We start from the raw sequence: 18,757 nt of genomic DNA, 5'->3' as shown, positions 1-18,757 counted from the left end.
CATGCTGCAGATCATTGCAAATCGCGTGCTGGTCGCCATTCCGACGCTGATTCTCGTGTCGATGCTGATCTTTGGCCTGCAGAAGCTGCTGCCCGGCGATCCGGTGATGGCCATGGCCGGGGAAGATCAGGATCCACAGTTGATCGCGTCGTTGCGCGTCAAGTACCACCTCGACGAACCGGTGCCGACGCAGTACGCACTGTGGGTTCGCGACGTCGTGCATGGCGATCTCGGCGCGTCGCTGCGCACCGACGTGCCGGTGACGTCGCTGATCGCGCAGAAGCTGCCGGTCACACTGCAGCTTGCGGCGATGGCGATGATCTTCGCGATCGGCATCGGCATTCCGGCCGGCGTCATCTCCGCTGCAAGCCGCGGCGGCGCGCTCGATTACGGCGCGAACATCTTCGCGCTGTCCGGCATGTCGATCCCGAACTTCTGGCTCGGGATCATGCTGATCTTCATCGTCTCGGTGCGCTGGCACCTGCTGCCGTCGTCCGGCTACGTGTCGCCGGCCGAAGACTTCTGGCTCAGCATCAAGACCATGTTGATGCCCGCGTTCGTGCTCGGCGCCTCGCTCGGCGCGCAATTGATGCGCCACACGCGCAGCGCGATGCTGAGCGTGCTGCGCACCGACTATATTCGGACCGCGCGTGCCAAGGGGCTGCTGCGCGGCACCGTCGTCGTCAAGCACGCTTTTCGCAACGCGCTGGTTCCTATTGTCACGGTGCTCGCGCTGCTGTTCGGCGAACTGCTCGCGGGTGCGGTGCTGACCGAGCAGGTTTTCACGATCCCCGGCTTCGGCAAGCTCATTGTCGATGCCGTGTTCAATCGCGACTACGCGGTCGTGCAGGGTGTCGTGCTCGTCACCGCGCTGTGCTTCATCGTCGTGAACCTGTGCGCCGACGTGCTGTACGTCCTCCTCAATCCCCGACTGAGACGCAGCTGATGGCTACTTCCGCCAACCCCGTTCACGCGTCGGCCGCTGCGTCGCAGACGACCGTACTGCCGCGCCGCAAGCGCCGCGGAATCGCGAAGTTCATGCGCAATCGCGCCGCCGTGTTCGGCGCGGCGCTCGTGCTGCTCATCGTCCTGATGGCGATATTCGCGCCGTGGCTCTCACATTACGACCCGGTGCAGGCCAGCTTCATGACCGTGCGGCAGGCGCCTTCGGCCGTGCACTGGTTCGGCACCGACGAACTCGGCCGTGACGTGCTGAGCCGTCTGCTGTGGGGCGCGCGCGCGTCGCTGCTGGCGGGCGTCGTGTCGGTCGGCATCGCGGTCGTGATCGGCGTGCCGCTCGGCTTGGTGGCCGGCTATTTCGGCAAGCTCGTCGACGGAGTGATCTCGCGAATCGCCGATGCGTTGCTGTCGATTCCGTTCCTGATCCTCGCCATCGCGCTCGCCGCGTTCCTCGGACCGAGCCTGACCAACGCAATGGCCGCGATCGGCATCTCCGCGATGCCGCGCTTCGTCCGGCTGACGCGCGGCCAGGCGATCACCGTGAAGGCCGAGGAATACGTCGAAGGCGCGCGGGCAATCGGCCTCGGCCACGCGCGGATCATCGTGCGGTACATCCTGCCGAACGTGTTACCGCCGATCATCGTGCAGGCAAGCCTGACGATCGCGACTGCGATCATCGCCGAAGCGAGCCTGTCGTTTCTCGGGCTCGGCCAACTGCCGCCAGCGCCGTCGTGGGGTTCGATGCTCAACACCGCGAAGGATTTTGTCAGTCAGGCGCCGTGGATGTCGATTTTCCCGGGCATCGCGATCTTTCTGGCCGTGCTCGGTTTCAACCTGCTCGGCGACGGCCTGCGCGATGCGCTCGATCCGCGCGAGTCGTAACCCGAGTCCGTCACCGCCTCAATGGGCCGACGGCCCCCTCATTACTCTCGTTTGAGTTTTTCAATGACACGTTTCAATTGGCAAAACCCGTATCCAACACCCCGTTTGCCCGTGTTCGCGCGCAACATCGTTTCGACGTCCCACCCGCTTGCCGCACAAGCCGGCTTGCGGATGTTGTGGAAAGGCGGCAACGCCGTCGATGCGGCGATTGCCGCGGCGGCGGCGATCACGGTCGTCGAGCCGGTTTCGTGCGGGCTCGGCAGTGACGCGTTCGCGCTCGTCTGGGACGGCGCGAAGCTGCATGGGCTGAACGCGTCGGGCGTGTCGCCCGCCGCGTGGAACGTCGATTACTTCAAGCGTAAGTACGGTGAGGAAAACGGTCTCGCGAAGCACCCCAAGCGCGGCTGGGATGCCGTGACGGTGCCGGGCGTAATCGCCGGCTGGGAGGCGCTGCATCGGAAGTTCGGCACGCTGCCGTTCGCCGACCTGATGGAGCCGGCGATCGAAATCGCCGAGCGCGGCCATGCGGTGGCGAGCGTCGTTGCGTACAAGTGGGCGGCCGCTGTGCCGGAACTGAAGGACCAGCCGGGCTTCGCCGAGACGTTCATGCCACGTGGCCGCGCGCCGGAAGTGAGTGAACTGGTGCGCTTCCCCGGGCACGCGAAGACGCTGCGCAAGTTGGCCGAACAGGGCCCGCGCGCGTATTACGAAGGCGAGATCGCCGAACAGATCGCCGCGTTTTCGCGCCAGGGCGGCGGCGCGCTCACGATGGACGATCTGCGCAACTATCGCGTCGACTGGGTCGAGCCGATCAGCAAGGACTATCGCGGCCACACGGTGCACGAAATTCCGCCGAACGGCCAGGGCATTGCCGCACTGATCGCGCTCGGCATTCTCGAACAGTTCGACGTGGGCGCGCTGCGGATTGACGGCATCGAATCGCAGCACCTGCAGATCGAAGCGATGAAGCTCGCGTTCGCCGACGTCTACCAGTACGTCGCCGATCCGCGCTCGATGGAGGTCACACCCGAACAGATGCTCGACGACGCGTACCTGAAGTCGCGCGCGAAGTTAATCGACCCGAAGCGTGCCACGCAGTTCGATTTCGGCATGCCGAAGGCGGGCGGCACGATCTACATGTCGGTGGCCGACGAGCGCGGCATGATGGTGAGCTTCATTCAGTCGAACTACATGGGCTTCGGCTCGGGCATCGTCGTGCCGGACGCCGGCATTTCGCTGCAGAACCGCGGCTATGGGTTCTCGATGGATCCGAAGTCGGCGAACGTGGTCGAGGGCGGCAAGCGACCGTTCCATACGATCATCCCTGCTTTCCTGACCCAGCGGGTCGACGGCCGCCAGGAAGCGGTGATGAGTTTCGGCGTGATGGGCGGCGACATGCAGCCGCAAGGACATCTGCAATCGATCGTGCGCATGCTCGACTACGGCCAGCAGCCGCAGGCCGCGTGCGACGCGCCGCGCTGGAAGGTCAATCGCGACTTCACGGTTGACGTCGAAGCAACGCTCGATGAGGACACGGTGCGTGCACTCGTGGGTCTCGGCCACACGATCAAGTCGGTCGACGATCCGTATATGGACTTCGGCTCCGGCCAGTTCATCTGGAAGCTCGATCGCAACGACCCCGAGCGCGGCTATGTCGCTGCGAGTGACACCCGGCGCGACGGGCTGGCCGCCGGGTTCTGATCCTGGCAGCCGTGCCGTACAAGATGCCTGAGCCTCGCAGGTCGCGACCCGCCGCTTGTGAGGCTCGGGCTCAAAGATGCCACGCACCCGTGTGCGATTTGATCGGGCGGGACAGACGGGCGATCTCAGGCTCAGCGTCAGGCGCGATCATCAGTGGTTTAGACAGAAACACGCGCTCGCAGCTTCGGCAGGCGACAGGCCACTGTGGAAGTAAGCCTGCAATCGCCGCACGATCGCATCGTCCGGCTCCCAAGGCACGCGAATGAAACCTTCTCCGACGGCTTCTTCGTACACGGCGTTTGCCCATGCGCACAGGTCGAGTTCGAACGAAAAAGGCAGTGCTATCTGGTTGGACTGGATGAACATGACAACCTCCACAACATCGAACATGTGCGTGGTCAAATCACGCAGATGCGAATAACGGCGGCGGATAGATACGACATTTCCTCGTTTCAACGATTTGGATGCGCGGTGGTCTTGATCATTGCGACAAGCAAAGTGGCCACGACGACGAGGAAGCCGGACATGTAGATAAGCACGACGGTCATCATCGGTTGCTCCTCCTTCAGATATGCCGCAAGTGCGGCGGCCACCACCGGCTGACAGCATGGGCCGCGATGCGCGCAGCAGATCCACGGCCCAGGCCGCGAGACAAACCGTGAGCGTCAATCGTCGAGAAACCGGATTTAAGTTCGCGTATTGATCGAACGAACTGGTGATAAACAAGACTGACCATGCCAGGTGTATCGTGCTTGCACACTGGCCTTGAAAACAATGTACAGGTGCGAGCCACACGAAACCATTCTACGAACGGTTCGAACGCCGGTGCATGTAGATAGGAATCTCATACCCGCGTATAACTCGCGTGATGGCTGAAGGCGAAGAAAACCGTCCTGACGAAGCAGGGGGAACTGAAGCTGTGAGCGACCGGATTGCGTGGCCCGGCGCGACGGCAATCTCCTGACGAACTGCGAACGCGCTATGGCCGACCCAGCGCAAGATTGAGCAATCGCTCGACAGTGATGGCGTCAACGGGCTTCTCGAGGAAAGGGGGCGCACCTCTGGCCTGGATTTTGGCCTCAACGGCGTCAGTCGGGAATCCCGAGGTGAAAATGATCGGAATGGCGTACCCGAGGGCCAGAAGATGGTCGTGCAGTTCGATTCCGGACAAGCCCGGCATCCGTATATCCGAAATCAGGAATGACGTTTCGCCGATTGACCCCGACTCCAGAAATTCTTCCGCCGATGCAAACACGCGTGCCTGCCACCCTAGCGAACGAACCAGACTCGCGGTCGCCACCCGGGCACCCTCATCGTCGTCGACGATGGAAACAATTTGAGAAGACACAAGCGACGGGCCTCGACACACTGAAAGCGGAGCGTGCCAGACGAAATCGTGTGGCATGCGACTCAAATCAATCGTAGCTCGGAAGCCGCAGCACGGAAATGATACGAATGTATAAACGGGTCATAAGCGTAGCGTCGATCCGGATGCGTCTCGATCGTGCTCCCGACCATTACCAATTATTGTCCTGTTTATCACGCCGGATTGCCCTTCAGGACGCTTCGCTAATCGAAGGCAGGCTGAACTGGAAAATGGCCCCGTGCCCGGCATTGTTGGACGCCCACACTTGTCCTCCGTGGGCTTCGATGATCGAACGGCAGATCGACAACCCCATGCCCATTCCTTCGGCCTTCGTGGTGAAGAAAGCGTCGAACAGCCGATTTGCGCTTTCCGGATCGATCCCCGGGCCAGAATCCTGTACGGCGACCACGACGTGCCCATCGCTATCCCGATGGGACTCGACCCGGAGTTCACGTGAGTCGCCGCCGATGTCAGCCATCGCCTGGATACCGTTTATGACCAGATTGATGAGCACCTGCTGAAGCTGGACCCGATCGCCGAGCAACGGAGGCAGCCCGGAGTCAAGCTCGAGGCGCAACGAAACGCGATGATTCAAGACTTCGCGCTGAACCAGGGCCACGACGTCATTGATCACATCGTTGAGTTCCAGCTGCGTCTTCCGCGGGGCAGCCTTCCTGGTGAGCGTGCGGATACGCCGGACAATTTCACTCGCGCGCCTACCTTCGCCGATCATATGCTGCACACAGGCCCGCACCTCTTCCGGCTGCGGCTCCCCGCGGCCGAGCCATCGCAGGCAGGCTTCGCCACTAGTCACGATCGCGCCGAGCGGCTGGCCGACTTCGTGGGCGATGGATGCACTCAGTTCCCCAAGCGTTGTTACGCGAGTTGCATGAGCCAGTTCCACCTGCAACGCTTGCAACTGCTCCTCTGCCTGTTTGGCCGCGGTCCGCCGCGCTGCGAGTTCCGCCTCGGCCTCCTTCTGTTCGGTCAGGTCGAGCACGAACGCCACGCCGTTTTCCTCCGAGCCCTCGATTAGCGCGCCGCCGACCAGAACCGGGATGCGACTGCCGTCCTTGCGGATATATTCCTTCTCATAGGGCGGGGAACTCCCGCGCTGCCGTAGGTCGTCAATCGCCCGCGCATCGGCGGCGCGATATTCCGGAGGTGTCATGGTGGCCCATTGGACATGGCCGGACAGCAGATCTTGTCGCGAATAACCTACGATCCGGAGAAACGCGTCGTTCGCGTCGGTTGCGATACCGGCCACGTTCCAGAAGAACACTCCGATGATGTTCGATTCGACCAGCCGCCGGATGCGTGCTTCGCGCAGGCGTAGCTCCTCCTCGGCCAGCTTGCGCTCGCTGTTCTCGCGTTGCAGGTCGGCGTAGAGCAGCGCGTTCTCCAGCGAGATCGCAGCCTGCGAGGCCAGCAGTTCCAGCACGGTCACGCGTTCGGGAGGGAAAGCATGCGTGGCCAGGTTGTTCTCCAGATACAACAGGCCGATCAACGCAGAGCGCCGCATGATCGGCAGGCATAACACCGACTTCGGTCGCCGGCGGGCAAAGTAGTCGTCTGCCGCAAAGGGATTCGATTGCATCGCATCCGTCAGCAATACCCGCTCCTGGCAGCGGCGCACGTAATTGATGATGGACGCGGGCAGCACCGATTCGCGTACGGACGATTCCGGCAACGCCTGTGCGGGCCGCGCCCGGCCCAGATGCCGCCGTACCTGGATCGTCTGCTGCTCGACGCTCGCTTCCGCCGCGAGGACCAGGCTCTCGTTGCGTGCGAGCAGCAAATGGCAGGTCTGCGCCCCGGCATTTTCAAGCAGGATGTGCATCAGCGTGTCGACGAGATCCTCGAGCACGATCTGGCCAGAGATGGCCTGGGAGGCCTTGGTGACCGATAGCAGATCCAGTTGCTCGACATTACCGAATGCAGTGACCGCCGATGAAGCCGGCTCTTCGCGCAGTTGCGGCGCGCGCGCGTCGATCTGTCTGACCTTACCGTCGGCGCCCCAGCGCGCAAAGCAGTCGCGCGCCTTTCGCATGTATGTGTCGGCAATTGTCTCGAATCCACGCGTCCGGTAGAACGCCGATGCGCGCTCATAAGCGATTGCCTCGTTATGGACGAAGTGGTGCTCGCGTGCCGAACGAATGGCCTGTTCGTAAAGCCGCATGGCGTCGGAGTCGTGCCTCTCGAGTCGGGCAATCTCCGCGGCTATCAGCGCGGCGCGGTTCGTGAAATTCTCGGGGCAATTGTTCGCCCACGTCTCGAGCTGCCTCTGGTGAGCGGACAGCGCCTCCAGATGCCTGGGTCGTTCGTCAGCCGATACCGAATCGCAGTGTGCTGCGCGCGCCAGCGCGCCATAGAAATGATATTCCGCCACCTCGAAGCAGAATGGCGACGCCCACAGCAACGGTTCAGCATTCGATGCCGCCGCGATGGCGCAAGCGTAGTCAGCTGCATGGAAACGCGCTTGCAACTTGCGAATCCAATACCAGCAAGCGACAAGTGCCAGCCCTGGATCTGCGGCCAAATGCTGCTCGAACCGGTCTTCGTCGAACGCGGCATCGTTGAAGGAGCCGAATTCGGGCGTCAGACCACGGAGTCCATTGATCAGCCTGAGTTGTGCAGTCATGACGTCGGCGACGAATTCGAACCGCATTTTGCGTGCGAACTCGAGGCCACTTTCGGCTTCTCGTTGCACATCGCCGAGTGGGTCTCCGGCAGCCAGAAGATTGGTGATCAGGTTGTTGCCGCAATAGCCCGAAAACGTAAGGTCGCCAGTTTGGTTGGCCGTGTCGAAGGCGAGCCGCAGTATGGCTCGACCCGAACGTATGTGCGCCGTCCAGGGCACGATGAAGGCGCCAAAGCCGGCGTAGACGCGAGCTTTGAAGCGATCCATCCTGTGCTTCTCGACGAGATCGACGCCGAGCTTGCCGAACCGGAATCCAGCCTCGTAATCACCGAATTGCGGCCCGAGGGTCATGCCGAGCATGACGTAGGCGAATCCCGATCCATCGCTATTGCCATGCTCGAGGCTCAGATTCGCCATGCGACCGGCGACGAGGCAATACAGGTTCATGTCGGTGGCATGGGCGGGCGGCTGGACGGCTGTTAGCACGTCCAGGGTGGCACGGCACACGGGATCGGTCATCAGAGGCAATTCGAGGAGCTGCTCGATCGAGCGGCTGCCCATCCGTTGCCACAGTTGTTTGTACTCCTGCTGCACCTCATCTTTCCGCGGGTGCGGCGACCACGTGACGCCGACGGCACGGAGATATTCGAGGCTCACTTCAACGGCGCGGTCGGCTTGTCCCGCGTTCATATAAAGGGCCATGCGCAGGCACGCGACGGCGGCCTTGTCGATGAGGTTTGCGGCGCGGTTTGAAAGCATCGACAGCCGTTGTTCCGCCGACGTCAGGTAGCTGTTCAGGAATTCGCATTCGGCACGCTGAAAGCCGAGCGAGAACGTGAGCGCATCGTGCCGGTTCGTACCATCCTGTGTCACCAGTGCGTCTCCGGCAGTGAAATAGGCCAGTGCCGATGCGTAGGCCGTCGCTGCCTTGGCACGCATGCCGGCGCTGAGATTGAGTTCAGCGACACGCTCGCATTCTTCAGGCGCCTTGATCAGCGCGGCGCCCCGATTGAACTGGTTTGCCACATCGAACAGATGATCGGCGAGCTCGTCGGCCGTCATGTTCGAGAGGAGCACGCGACCGATGCGCAGGTGTACTTCACTGCGGCGCTCTTCGGGAACCAGTGAGTAAGCCGCTTGCTGGATCCGGTCGTGCAGGAACTTACCGCTGCCATGGGTGCGCAGAATCAAATTCTCGCGCACGGCAGGCGCAAGTTGCTGCTCGAGTTCGGCCTGGCCGCTGACCAGCGCGAGAATCCGCAGGTCGAACTTGTTGCCGAGGCAAGCGGCCAGCTGCAGCGCTTCCTGTGCCGGGATCGGCAGTTGCCGCAACTTGCGCAACATCAGATCGACGACGTTGTCGGCGAAGTCTTTCGCTTTGATCTGATCCAGGTCCCACTGCCATGCCTGAACCTGTGCATCACGCCGCAGCAACCCCTCCTTGTGTAGCGCATCCAGGAATTGGATAAAGAAGAACGGGTTGCTCTCGGTGCGTTCGCAAATGAGGTGTGTGAGCGGCCCGCAGGACGCGTGTGGCGCATGCAGCGTATCGGCGACCAACTGATTCAGATGCGCGGCGGACAACGGCGCGAGCTGGATGTCGATCACCGGCGTGCCGCTGTGATGGATCGCATCGAGGCTCTTCATAAGCGGATGCGCTCGGCTCACTTCGTTGTCGCGATAGGCGCCGATTAGCATCAGATAACAGGTGTCTGGGTGGGTGAGCAGGTGTTCGACGAGCGCCAGGCTGGCGGCGTCGATCCACTGCAGATCGTCCAGGAAGAGGACTAGCGGATGTGCCTTGCTCGTGAACACGGTCACGAATTGCCGGAAGACCAGGCGGAACCGGGTTTGCGCCTCCGCCGGGGGCAGCGCCGGTACCGGAGCTTGGGTGCCGATGATCAACTCGACTTTGGGCAGCACATCGAGAATAAGTTGGCCATTGACCCCGACCGCAGCCTGCAGTTGTTGTCGCCAGCCGGCGATGCGTGCTGCACTTTCGGCCAGCAGTTGCTGCACCAACTCGCCAAACGCTTGCGTAAGGGTGGCATACGGAATGTCTCGCTGGTACTGATCGAACTTGCCTGAAATGAAGTAGCCATGCTTCGTGACAATCGGCTTGCGCAAGGTGTCGACGAGCGACGACTTGCCGATGCCCGAGTACCCAGATACGGTGGCAAGCGCCGCCCGGCCGGTGGCCGCCATAAGTTCGAATACACCGAGGAGCGCATTCAATTCCTGATCGCGCCCGTACAGTCTGTGTGGAATCTGGAAGCGATCCGATAGATCGTCCGTGCCGAGCCGGAACGGCTCGATCCGGCCGGAGGCGCGCCATTGCGCCAGACAGCGGTCAAGATCGGCTTGCACGCCACGCATGCTTTGATAACGATCCTCCGGTAGTTTGGCCAACAGCTTCATCACGATGTCGGACACCGGTTGCGGCACCGCGGGCGCGATATCGCACGGCGGCGGTGGCATACGGGCGATGTGGCAATGCGTCCATTCCAGCGGATCGCTTGCCTGGAACGGCAACTGACCGGTCAGCATGCGATAGAGCAACACGCCCATCGAATAGCAATCGGTCCGGTAATCAACCGGCCGATTCATGCGGCCGGTTTGTTCGGGGGACATATACGCCCACTCGCCCACGGATACGACAATGTCCTCTGGCGAGACGGTGTGTTCCTGGGTCGTCGCGAGGCTGAAATCCACCAGCAGAACATGGCCAGTGTCTGGCGCGACCAGAATATTGGCCGGCCGCAGATCTCGATGGATGACGTGGGCGGTATCGACGCCCGCCAATGCATCGGCCAGGTGATGGGCGATAGCGAGGCAGCGAGGCAGGTCCGGGCGCGGGCCGTGCCACAAAATAGTCTCGAGCGATTCGCCCGAGAAGTCTTCCATAACCGACACCAGGCGTCCGCGGTCATCGATCAGGGTAAGCGGCTTGGCAACGCCAGCGATGTTCAACCTTTGAAGGAGCAGATATTCGCGCTTGAAACGAGCGGACTGGACTGCGCCGGCGTGTTCGGGAAGGAGCTTCAGGAGCACCGGCCGCCCATCTGTCAAGCGTCGGGCACGGTAGAGGTCCGAGCCCGCTGTCACGTAGACCCGATCAATGGTCTGACAATTCGCGACAATCATTGTCCCCCCTTGTCTGCCGCGACCCGGCCCGACACCTGCACGTTGCATTCCGCTGTTGAATGAGGTCCAGGCCTGCACGGACGTTGACCTCATCCAAAATAATCACGTGACGACTGCAACGATTTACAATTAGTTTACTCGGTTGCCAATGAGACGCAAAAGCATTGGCAAGTTGAAAATGGGTCCATGCCAGAGGGGTGCGACCGCATTCCGGCTTCCCAAGGTGTCAAGATGACTACTAGACCGACCCGCCGAACGACGGACAAATCCGAAACAACCGACGCGTCCGTCATCTACGTCGTCGATGACGACAAAGGAATCCGTCTGGCCCTTGACCTGCTTTTGCGCTCGGTAGGCTTGCGCGTCGAAACGTTCGAGTCGCCGGACGAATTTCTCCAGTTTCCTCATTCCGCGGGACCGAGCTGCCTCATCCTCGACGTGCGACTCCGCGGGAAAAGCGGCATGGCTTTTCACCAGGAAATCGTCAATAGCGGCATGCGTATTCCCGTCGTCTTCATGACCGGTCATGGAGACATCGAGATGGGGGTGAAGGCAATGAAGGCTGGCGCGCTTGATTTTTTTGCGAAGCCATTCAAAGACCAGGACATGCTCGACGCAGTTGCCCACGCCTTGGCGCGAGACAGCGAACGGCTCGCTGCGGAAGCCGCGTTAGCCGGTCTACGCGCTGCGTACCAGTCTCTTTCGCCGCGCGAGAAAGAGGTGATGGGCTTTGTCTTGTCCGGCCTGCTGAACAAGCAGATTGCCTCTGAGATGAACTTGAGCGAAATCACGGTCAAGGTGCACCGTGGACAGGTCATGCGAAAAATGAACGCACGCTCTATGCCGGACCTCGTGCGCAAGGCCGAATCGCTTGGTATCAAGCCCTGTCTGCCCGACGGCCGTCAGTGCTGAGCGCGGATCTGCCCGCGTTTGCCGCTCAACAGGAGATTCGCTTGACGCGGCAAGCTCGGTGAAATCTCCTTACCGCACTTATACGTCCGTATAAGCCGGTTACGCTAATGCGGCATCGGTATATCCAACCGTAGAGTAGACTCGCCCTCCGGCTAAATCTACCCTTCTCTTATCGCGGCACGCTTGCTCTCCTTGCAGCGCAAAGCTCGCAGTTCGGCCCGACGACCCCATGGCGCTTTCGGATGGCCGCCCGACCGGTTCGCTTCTTAACGTCCCCAAGGAATCATCGTGTCATATGTTCTACGTAGCTGGATCCATATCGGGAGCAACTCCTACGGCGAGTACACGTTCGTGCCGTGGCTAGGGAGGACCATATATCGCCGTACCGTCGACTTCTCCGCCATATGCATCCAGTAGCCGCAAAGTCGGGAGTTGCTCGGCCGCTGCCTCACTCTTTGCTAAGGATCGCAAACGATCGTGAACATCCCTCATCGCCTCGGCCGGACCGGGTTACTTCAGCGCCCGAGGTTCGGAACCCGTGGACGACGACGCTCGCAGCCATCGGCCAATCTTTTTCTCCGCCAGACCCGATGCGGAGTCCTCGGACCTGTGCGGTCGCTCCCGCTTGGGGGGTGAGCCGCTCAATTCGCGTAAATCGGAGGGCGGCGACGTGCGTACCTATACTGTGACGATCGTGGAGGAACTGTCCAATTCGCTCTTCGCATTGCGCTGGCACGACCCGACGCGTTGCAACTACGAGGAGCAAATCTGGGCACTATGCTTCGCTCCCGCGGCGGCGCGTTGCGCCCTGTCTGGCGAGCGCATCCGCAAGGGCGACCCGGTCTACCGTCCCCGAATCCGCGGATCGTTCAAACCACTCAACAGCGAAGCAGTGATTCTGGCCAGCGAGCTGCGCAAGGCCAGCACACGTGGCTGAGACGCGCTGGCCGTCGCAGAGTGCGCGCCAGGGTTTGGCGACAAACAGTTCAACTTGAAACCGGAAGCGTCTCGACGATCACGCGCAATTGGCACGGTTAGCTATCGCTTTCGTCATCGGTGACGCAGAGCAGCAGCCCCGTCGTTCACGGGATCGCCGGAGCGAAAGCGTTGCCGGTATTCGGCGGGACTGATCTGAAGCCTGCGGCTAAACGTACGCCGAAGCGTATCCGCGCTCTCAAAGCCGCAACGCTTCGCGATTTCGCCGATCGGGTGGCGGGTGCTTTCGAGGTAGCGGCGCGCCGCATCGATGCGCGCGTCGTTGAGGAATGCGATGAGACTGACGCCGCATTCTTTGGTGAAGATGCGGGACAGATTGCGCGGACTCATTTTGAGGCGGCGCGCAAGCGACGTGGTCGTGTGATTCAGATGAAGGTTATCGAGCAGGTACTGCTGAATTGACTGGATCTGGGAATCGCTGGCGGCCTGGGTTTCCAACAGGGGGCTGAATTGCGATTGGCCGCCCGCGCGGCGCACATATACGATCAGATACTTTGCGACGTCGAGCGCCATTTGCTTGCCGAAGTCTTCTTCGATCATGACCAGCGCGAGATCGATGCCGGCGGTTACGCCTGCGGTCGTGTAGAGGCCGCTATCTTTTACGTAGATCTGGTCGGGTTCGACCTTCGCCTTCGGAAACATTGACGAAAGACGCGTGGCGTCCATCCAGTGGGTCGTGACCGTACGGTTATCGATCATGCCGGCGGCGCCGAAAGCAAAAACGCCGTTGCAGATGGCGGCGATCCGCCTCGTGCTCTTGTGCTGCTTCGCGAGCCATTCGCTGAGCGTCGAGTCTTCGAGTACTTCGAATACGCCGAGGCCGCCGGGCACGATCACCGTGTCGAAATGCGGACACGGATCGAAGATGGTCCGGTCCGGCATTACCGTGAGCCCGCTGGAAGACAGCACACTACCGCGCGTCGTGCCGATCGTCAGCATTTCGTATTCGCAGGCCCCCTGACTGAGGATGCGGACCTCCGCAAAGGCGTCCTTGGGCCCCGCGATATCGAGCAGCTGGAATCCGGGGAACAGCACCATTCCGACGGTGATCTTGCGCATAGGGGTCAGTCAAAATGGAGCCGAGGCTGGCGCGACGCATGCCGCATGCGCTCGCCTAGCGGCTCGCCTCGAGTTCGTCGAAGCGCCGGGTTCGGTAAAGCACCATCGATACGAGCCAGCTCGCGGCGAAGATGCCGATGATGATGTAGCCCAGCGTGCCGAAGTTGTCGTTCAGCGTCCCGATAGCATCCCACAGCTTGCCTTCGAGCTTCAAGTGGTCAGAAATCAGGCCCAGGGCCTCGATCGTGCCGACCAGCAGCGCGACCGCGACCGACACCAGTGTGATCGTCATGTTGTAGTAGATCTTACGAATCGGCTTGAGATAGGCCCAGCCGTAGGCCCCGAGCATCAGGTGACCATCGAGCGTATCCACCAGCGACATTCCCGCGCTGAAGAGCGCCGGGAACACCATGACCGCCCATGGCGAAATGCCGTGGGAAGCCTGCGACGCGGACATGCCGAGCAAGCTCACCTCAGTCGCGGTGTCGAAACCCAGTCCGAACAGAAAGCCAAGCGGGAACATGTGCCAACTGCGCGTGACTAGCCGAAACATCGGGCGAAAAATCCGCGCGAGAAAGCCGCGATCGGCTAGCAACATGTCGAAGTCGTCGTCGACGTAGGCGCCGCCTGCGCGAACGTGGCGCCATGCCTGGAAGATCGCTTTCAGAATCAGCAGGTTCAGGAACGCTATTGCGAACAGAAAGACTGTCGACACCGACGTGCTGATCAGGCCGCCCAATTCCTTGTATTGGGCAAAGCGCGTGCTCAACACGCTTGCGACCGCCACGACCGCGAGCGAGGCGATGACGATGATGGTCGAGTGACCGAGCGAGAAGAAAAAGCCCACGGCGACAGGGCGCCTTTTTTCCTGCATCAGCTTGCGGGTCACGTTGTCGATCGCGGCAATGTGATCGGCATCGACCGCATGGCGCAAGCCCAATCCGTAGGCGATCAACGCGGTGCCAAGCAGGACCGGGTGGTCCCAGAACGACACGAACGCCCAGATCCACGCGGCGGCATTAGTCACCAACAGCAGGCCGTAAATGCCGAAGAGCTTGCGCTGGACCTGAGGATCGGATCCGGTAAGTACATTGGACAGTTGCTTGAGCATGATAGATATCCTGATGAAACTTCGTTACGCGATATGGCGAGCGTTCTCGCGCCCTTGTCTGAACGCCGGAAGCAAGGGCACGGCTCAGTCGCTGGACGGACGCAATGCGCGCAGATTCAGCGACGCCATGTCTGTGGCCGACAGCACCCCAGCCTGCGTCACGGTCTTTTCGAGGGCGAGCAGAAAGCGCTCGTAGTAGTCCCACGGTGGCTGCCCCGCGCAGTATCCGTCTTCCCATTCCGCGATCGACTCGATGAGATTCTGGCGGAAGTCTTCCCACTCGAAGTGCCCCGCCTTCGACAGCGAAAGCGCGAGCCCGAATACCTGCCGCTCCCATGGCTTGTCGAACAGAAGTTTGCCTTGCATGCGCGGCGGAGAGTCCGGATGTCCAAGCATGCTGGAGGCGGCATATTCCTCGAACCGGGTAAACATGATCAGACCGCCGACCGAGGCGATGTGTCAGGCGAGGGCACCAGCGCCACACCCATCATCGCTTCGGGTGTCACGAGCGCGGCCAGTTCCGCTTCGCTCATGCCTTCAGTGCCCGCGGGCCGCTCCGGGATGACGAACCAGCGGATTTGCGCGCTGCTGTCCCATACCTTGACTTCTGTCTCGTCCGAAACCGGCACGCCGAACTCCTTCAGCACGGCGCGCGGTTCGCGCACGCCGCGCGCGCGAAACACCGGGTCCTTGTACCAATAGGGCGGCAGACCCAGCACAGGCCAGGGATAGCAGGAGCAGAGCGTGCAGATGATGAGGTTGTGAACGCCGTCGCCGTTGGCGACTGCGGCCATGTGTTCGCCTTCCGCGCCTTCCATCCCGGCCGGGAAGTCCATTTCCGCAATCGCCTTCGGCGTGTCTTCGACAAGGCGTTCTCTGAACGCTGGGTCGATCCACGCGCGCGCCACAATTTTCGCGCCATTGAACGGGCCAGCCATCGTTTCGAAATGAGCCAGCACGGTATCGACCGAGTCGCTGCCCAGCACTCCTTTCTCGATCAGAAGCGCTTCGAGCGCCCGTACCTTGGCCGCGCTCGCGGCCTCGCGCTCGTCGTCGTATTTGAAAAGTTCGCTCATGTTGGTTCCATACCAGGTGATGGGTGTAGAGATTCAGTTCGATGCATCGAGATACGCTTCGTATAGGTCGGCGTAGATCGTCGTGTTTGGCTCGCTCTTTTCCTTGCCCCAGATGTCCTCGGCCTTGAATGCAACGCGATAGACGGGCATCGGCTCGCCGATGCCGTCGGGCCCGGTCGATACGAAGTAGGAGTAGGCACCCGGATAGACGAAGTCGATCACACCGCGCTTGTTGCGCAGGTAGCCCGGCAAACGCGTGTGATCGACGGCGGCCGGATCGGCGATGCACACCTGGGCACCGGGTTCGAAGCGCGGCGTCTGCGTCAGTGCATTCAGCCCCGAATCGCCTTTTGCAAGGTAGTCGTTGATCTGCGAGGCAATGGCCGGATTCGGCTGCGCGGGCAACGGCGCATCGGGCTGGGCGCGGTAATGCGCGGTCTTCTGCGCGAGCTCGTCGGCCGATACATAACCCTGATCGATGAAGAATTGCGAAATCCCCATCAGCCACTTTTCGTAGTACCGGTATTTGAAGTATTCGAACGGCTGCATGCCTTCGGCGCCGGTGCGCAGCGACGCCCAGGTCCACGTATTCCTGAACGTGGTAGGCAGCGTTGCCACCGGGTACTTTGGCAATGCGTCCGACAGATGCGTGCTTTCCGCCATCATCACCGTATGAATGCCGAAAATACGCTTCTCCCACGGCTCGACGAAAACCCGTGTCTCGACATTGACGGGTCCGAGGTTTTCGAGCCCGCCAAGGCTGTGCTGTAGTTTCATGACGTGCGATTCCTGAAGTGGGTGGTCAGTTGAGTTGAGGCTGAGCCTTGTGGCTTAGTGCTTCGCCGAACGCTTCGGAGACGATGCCGAAGACGGCGCCGGTAACGAGCGCGGCGGCAGCCACCAACGCGGGGTTCTGGATACCGACCGTGGTAATCGCCTTACCGGTGGCGACTGTGGTGCCGACCGTCGAAGCGAAGCCCCACACGACGGCGGGCAGCACATTCAGCAGCTTCAGTTTCGACACCTGCACCATCGCCGCACTTCCGACGCCGACGCAGATCGCTGCGGCGAGCGGGGCCGTGCCGCTATTGGCGATCGCCATCAGCGAGAGCGACGCGATGACGAGGCCGGTGAGATTCGACGCGACGCTTTGCACGAAGCCGCGCGGACCGCCGCCGACCACGAAGAACGATGCCCACGCGATAAACGTGACCCAGACGGGGACTGGAAACACCGTTGCCGTGACGTAGGTGTCGACGACGGCGAGCACGCCGATACTGACGGTAAGCGCATCAGTCTTTTTCATTGCAGACTCCTCGAGATAAGTTGGCTAGTGGATACAGCTGAGAAACGATTCGCGTAGTCGTGGAAAATCCAGATTGCGGCCGATGAACACGAACTTGTTCTCGCGCGGCTCGTCCTTCTGCCATGCGCGTCCGGGTTTGGCTTCCAGCAACATATGCACGCTATGGAAATGGAACTGTCGCGCTTCGGCGTGAAAGTTGAGGACGCCTTTCATGCGCATCAGTTGCTGGCCTTGCTGCTGTACGAGTTCGTTAATCCAACGGTTAAAGCGCGCGGCATCGAGGTCGCCCTTTTCGGCCAGCGCGCACGATTGGATCGACACGTCGTGTTCGTGGTCGTGAGCGCCTTCGTCGAGCAGATCGGGCTCGATCGCGAGCAGCGTGGGGAGCGAGAAGCGGCGCACACCCAGCAGAGCGTCCGCGCGGATTTGCGAGCGGGTCGAGGTGATGATGGCGGCGGTTGGATTCAAAGAACGGATCGTTCGTTGGACGGCGACTAGCTCGTCTTCCGTGATCAGGTCGAGCTTGTTGATCAGAATGACGTCGGCGAACGCCACCTGCTCGCGCGCAATGTCGTCATCGAGTTGCCGGCGCAGATGCAGTGCGTCGACCACAGTGACGACCGATTCGAGATCCACGGCTTCGCGTAGGTCGGGATCGGCGAGGAACGTTTGCAGGACCGGTGCCGGATCGGCGAGTCCGGATGTCTCGACGATCAGGCGCTGCATGGGTGCCGCGCCGGTCTGCGAACGCGCCAGCAGCGCTTTCACACTATCGACGAGGTCGGCGCGTACCGTGCAGCACACGCAGCCGTTATTGATTTCGACCAGCGCCTGTTCTTCGGCGACGATCAATTGTCCGTCGATGCCGACTTCGCCGAACTCGTTGACGACCACGCCGATTGATCCCGGCGCCCGTTGCTGCAGCAACTGATTGACGAGGGTGGTCTTACCCGAGCCGAGAAACCCGGAGATGACAGTGACGGGAAGCTTGAGCGGTGTGGGCGTGCGAGTCATGGCAGAGTCCGTTGCTGATCGAGACTGACTCAATAGAGCGAGTACCAGGCCTGTCGCCGTCATCCGTCTGTGCAGGAAATCAGCTTGTCCCGAATGCACGGGAAATGTGGCTGTTTTTGTCCGAGGCGGACATTGAGGACACCATGGTGCGATCAGGCGGCATGAATCCGATGCCAAGCGCTGGTGCAGGCGTGATATTCGATGCCCTGCGACGGTGCGGAATGTTCCGTAGCTATGCGCTGCGGTGGCGATGACGACTCTGGAAAACGCTAATGAGCGCGGATTCAGGAGTAACGGGCAGTGCCTACGGCTGTTCCGCTTTCAGAAGGCGATGTCAGTTTTCACTGAAAGTAAATAAACAAGTGATTTTCGGTGAAGCCATAACGCGCATCCCGCGGATAAGCTATTACTTCCCACTTCCGAGTTCCCCGTACATTGACCCACGTGCGATGTCTCAGGCGGCACCTTAATGCATTGCCCACCAGCTATACGTTCAATGGCGACTGCTGATGCCTTCGATATCCAACGGTACCGACCATAGTTTGCGAGTAACGCCAGAATGACAAACAAGACTGCCGCACAGAACATT

At 61.1% G+C, this 18,757-nt stretch carries 15 protein-coding genes; 5 read left to right on the top strand and 10 right to left on the bottom strand.

Translation table 11 applies throughout. From position 1 onward, the window contains the following. Position 1: 1 nt before the first annotated feature. The 3 genes from P0D96_RS41520 (at position 2) to P0D96_RS41510 (ending at position 3,543) form a co-directional block, all read left to right on the top strand. The gene (locus P0D96_RS41520; RefSeq protein WP_132379805.1) at positions 2-946 is read left to right on the top strand and encodes an ABC transporter permease; all 945 of its coding nucleotides are present in this window, start codon (positions 2-4) and stop codon (positions 944-946) included. Beyond that, positions 946-1,842, top strand: a complete 897-nt coding sequence (locus P0D96_RS41515; protein WP_408319674.1) for an ABC transporter permease — start codon at positions 946-948, stop codon at positions 1,840-1,842. The genes P0D96_RS41520 and P0D96_RS41515 overlap by 1 nt, the downstream gene beginning before the upstream one ends. Positions 1,843-1,905: 63 nt before the next feature. After that, a complete protein-coding gene (locus tag P0D96_RS41510; RefSeq protein ID WP_408319673.1) occupies positions 1,906-3,543 on the top strand; it encodes a gamma-glutamyltransferase family protein in 1,638 nt (545 codons plus the stop codon). Between the two features lie 150 nt (positions 3,544-3,693). On the opposite strand, the gene P0D96_RS41505 is transcribed toward P0D96_RS41510, so the two are convergent. From P0D96_RS41505 to P0D96_RS41495, 3 genes are all read right to left on the bottom strand, one after another. Further along, a complete protein-coding gene (locus P0D96_RS41505) occupies positions 3,694-4,269 on the bottom strand; it encodes a hypothetical protein (protein ID WP_408319672.1) in 576 nt (191 codons plus the stop codon). Between the two features lie 253 nt (positions 4,270-4,522). After that, entirely contained in the window at positions 4,523-4,891 is a 369-nt protein-coding gene (locus P0D96_RS41500) for a response regulator transcription factor (RefSeq protein WP_408319671.1), read from the bottom strand. A 208-nt stretch (positions 4,892-5,099) separates the two neighbouring features. Continuing rightward, positions 5,100-10,694, bottom strand: coding sequence for a trifunctional serine/threonine-protein kinase/ATP-binding protein/sensor histidine kinase (locus P0D96_RS41495; protein WP_408319669.1), 5,595 nt, complete (start codon positions 10,692-10,694; stop codon positions 5,100-5,102). Positions 10,695-10,925: 231 nt separating this feature from the next. Here P0D96_RS41495 and P0D96_RS41490 point away from each other — a divergent pair, with 231 nt between their 5' ends. Next, on the top strand, positions 10,926-11,606 hold the full coding sequence (locus tag P0D96_RS41490; protein ID WP_132381217.1) for a response regulator transcription factor: 681 nt from the start codon (positions 10,926-10,928) through the stop codon (positions 11,604-11,606). A gap of 538 nt (positions 11,607-12,144) precedes the next feature. After that, positions 12,145-12,543 (top strand): DUF3331 domain-containing protein, encoded by a 399-nt coding sequence (locus tag P0D96_RS41485; RefSeq protein ID WP_408319667.1) that lies wholly within the window; start codon positions 12,145-12,147, stop codon positions 12,541-12,543. 113 nt (positions 12,544-12,656) lie between these two features. Here the strand turns inward: P0D96_RS41485 and P0D96_RS41480 are convergent, their stop codons facing one another. From P0D96_RS41480 to P0D96_RS41450, 7 genes are all read right to left on the bottom strand, one after another. After that, positions 12,657-13,661: a GlxA family transcriptional regulator gene (locus P0D96_RS41480; protein WP_408179758.1), complete on the bottom strand. Its 1,005-nt coding sequence runs from the start codon at positions 13,659-13,661 to the stop codon at positions 12,657-12,659. 55 nt (positions 13,662-13,716) lie between these two features. Beyond that, a complete protein-coding gene (locus tag P0D96_RS41475; protein WP_132379814.1) occupies positions 13,717-14,772 on the bottom strand; it encodes a HoxN/HupN/NixA family nickel/cobalt transporter in 1,056 nt (351 codons plus the stop codon). 84 nt (positions 14,773-14,856) lie between these two features. Further along, positions 14,857-15,138, bottom strand: coding sequence for a nitrile hydratase accessory protein (locus P0D96_RS41470; protein ID WP_243658404.1), 282 nt, complete (start codon positions 15,136-15,138; stop codon positions 14,857-14,859). Between the two features lie 68 nt (positions 15,139-15,206). Next, complete coding sequence (nthA, locus tag P0D96_RS41465; protein ID WP_408319664.1) at positions 15,207-15,848, bottom strand: nitrile hydratase subunit alpha; 642 nt, start codon at positions 15,846-15,848, stop codon at positions 15,207-15,209. Between the two features lie 33 nt (positions 15,849-15,881). After that, on the bottom strand, positions 15,882-16,625 hold the full coding sequence (gene nthB / locus P0D96_RS41460; RefSeq protein ID WP_408179761.1) for a nitrile hydratase subunit beta: 744 nt from the start codon (positions 16,623-16,625) through the stop codon (positions 15,882-15,884). 25 nt (positions 16,626-16,650) lie between these two features. Beyond that, entirely contained in the window at positions 16,651-17,154 is a 504-nt protein-coding gene (locus tag P0D96_RS41455; protein ID WP_408179762.1) for a DUF1097 domain-containing protein, read from the bottom strand. Positions 17,155-17,178: 24 nt separating this feature from the next. Then, positions 17,179-18,168 (bottom strand): CobW family GTP-binding protein, encoded by a 990-nt coding sequence (locus P0D96_RS41450; protein WP_408319662.1) that lies wholly within the window; start codon positions 18,166-18,168, stop codon positions 17,179-17,181. Positions 18,169-18,757 lie beyond the last annotated feature (589 nt).

Source organism: Paraburkholderia sp. RL17-347-BIC-D (assembly GCF_046027915.1).
Lineage (GTDB): Bacteria > Pseudomonadota > Gammaproteobacteria > Burkholderiales > Burkholderiaceae > Paraburkholderia.
This window is presented reverse-complemented; position numbering and strand designations above follow the sequence as displayed.

Bases quoted from the DNA above. Each gene is read 5' to 3' on its own strand.
- P0D96_RS41470 (WP_243658404.1), bottom strand. From the start codon at position 15,138: ATGCAAGGCAAACTTCTGTTCGACAAGCCATGGGAGCGGCAGGTATTC.
- P0D96_RS41450 (WP_408319662.1), bottom strand. From the start codon at position 18,168: ATGACTCGCACGCCCACACCGCTCAAGCTTCCCGTCACTGTCATCTCC.
- nthB (WP_408179761.1), bottom strand. From the start codon at position 16,625: ATGAAACTACAGCACAGCCTTGGCGGGCTCGAAAACCTCGGACCCGTC.
- P0D96_RS41495 (WP_408319669.1), bottom strand. From the start codon at position 10,694: ATGATTGTCGCGAATTGTCAGACCATTGATCGGGTCTACGTGACAGCG.
- P0D96_RS41520 (WP_132379805.1), top strand. From the start codon at position 2: ATGCTGCAGATCATTGCAAATCGCGTGCTGGTCGCCATTCCGACGCTG.
- P0D96_RS41475 (WP_132379814.1), bottom strand. From the start codon at position 14,772: ATGCTCAAGCAACTGTCCAATGTACTTACCGGATCCGATCCTCAGGTC.
- P0D96_RS41455 (WP_408179762.1), bottom strand. From the start codon at position 17,154: ATGAAAAAGACTGATGCGCTTACCGTCAGTATCGGCGTGCTCGCCGTC.
- nthA (WP_408319664.1), bottom strand. From the start codon at position 15,848: ATGAGCGAACTTTTCAAATACGACGACGAGCGCGAGGCCGCGAGCGCG.
- P0D96_RS41480 (WP_408179758.1), bottom strand. From the start codon at position 13,661: ATGCGCAAGATCACCGTCGGAATGGTGCTGTTCCCCGGATTCCAGCTG.
- P0D96_RS41490 (WP_132381217.1), top strand. From the start codon at position 10,926: ATGACTACTAGACCGACCCGCCGAACGACGGACAAATCCGAAACAACC.
- P0D96_RS41510 (WP_408319673.1), top strand. From the start codon at position 1,906: ATGACACGTTTCAATTGGCAAAACCCGTATCCAACACCCCGTTTGCCC.
- P0D96_RS41515 (WP_408319674.1), top strand. From the start codon at position 946: ATGGCTACTTCCGCCAACCCCGTTCACGCGTCGGCCGCTGCGTCGCAG.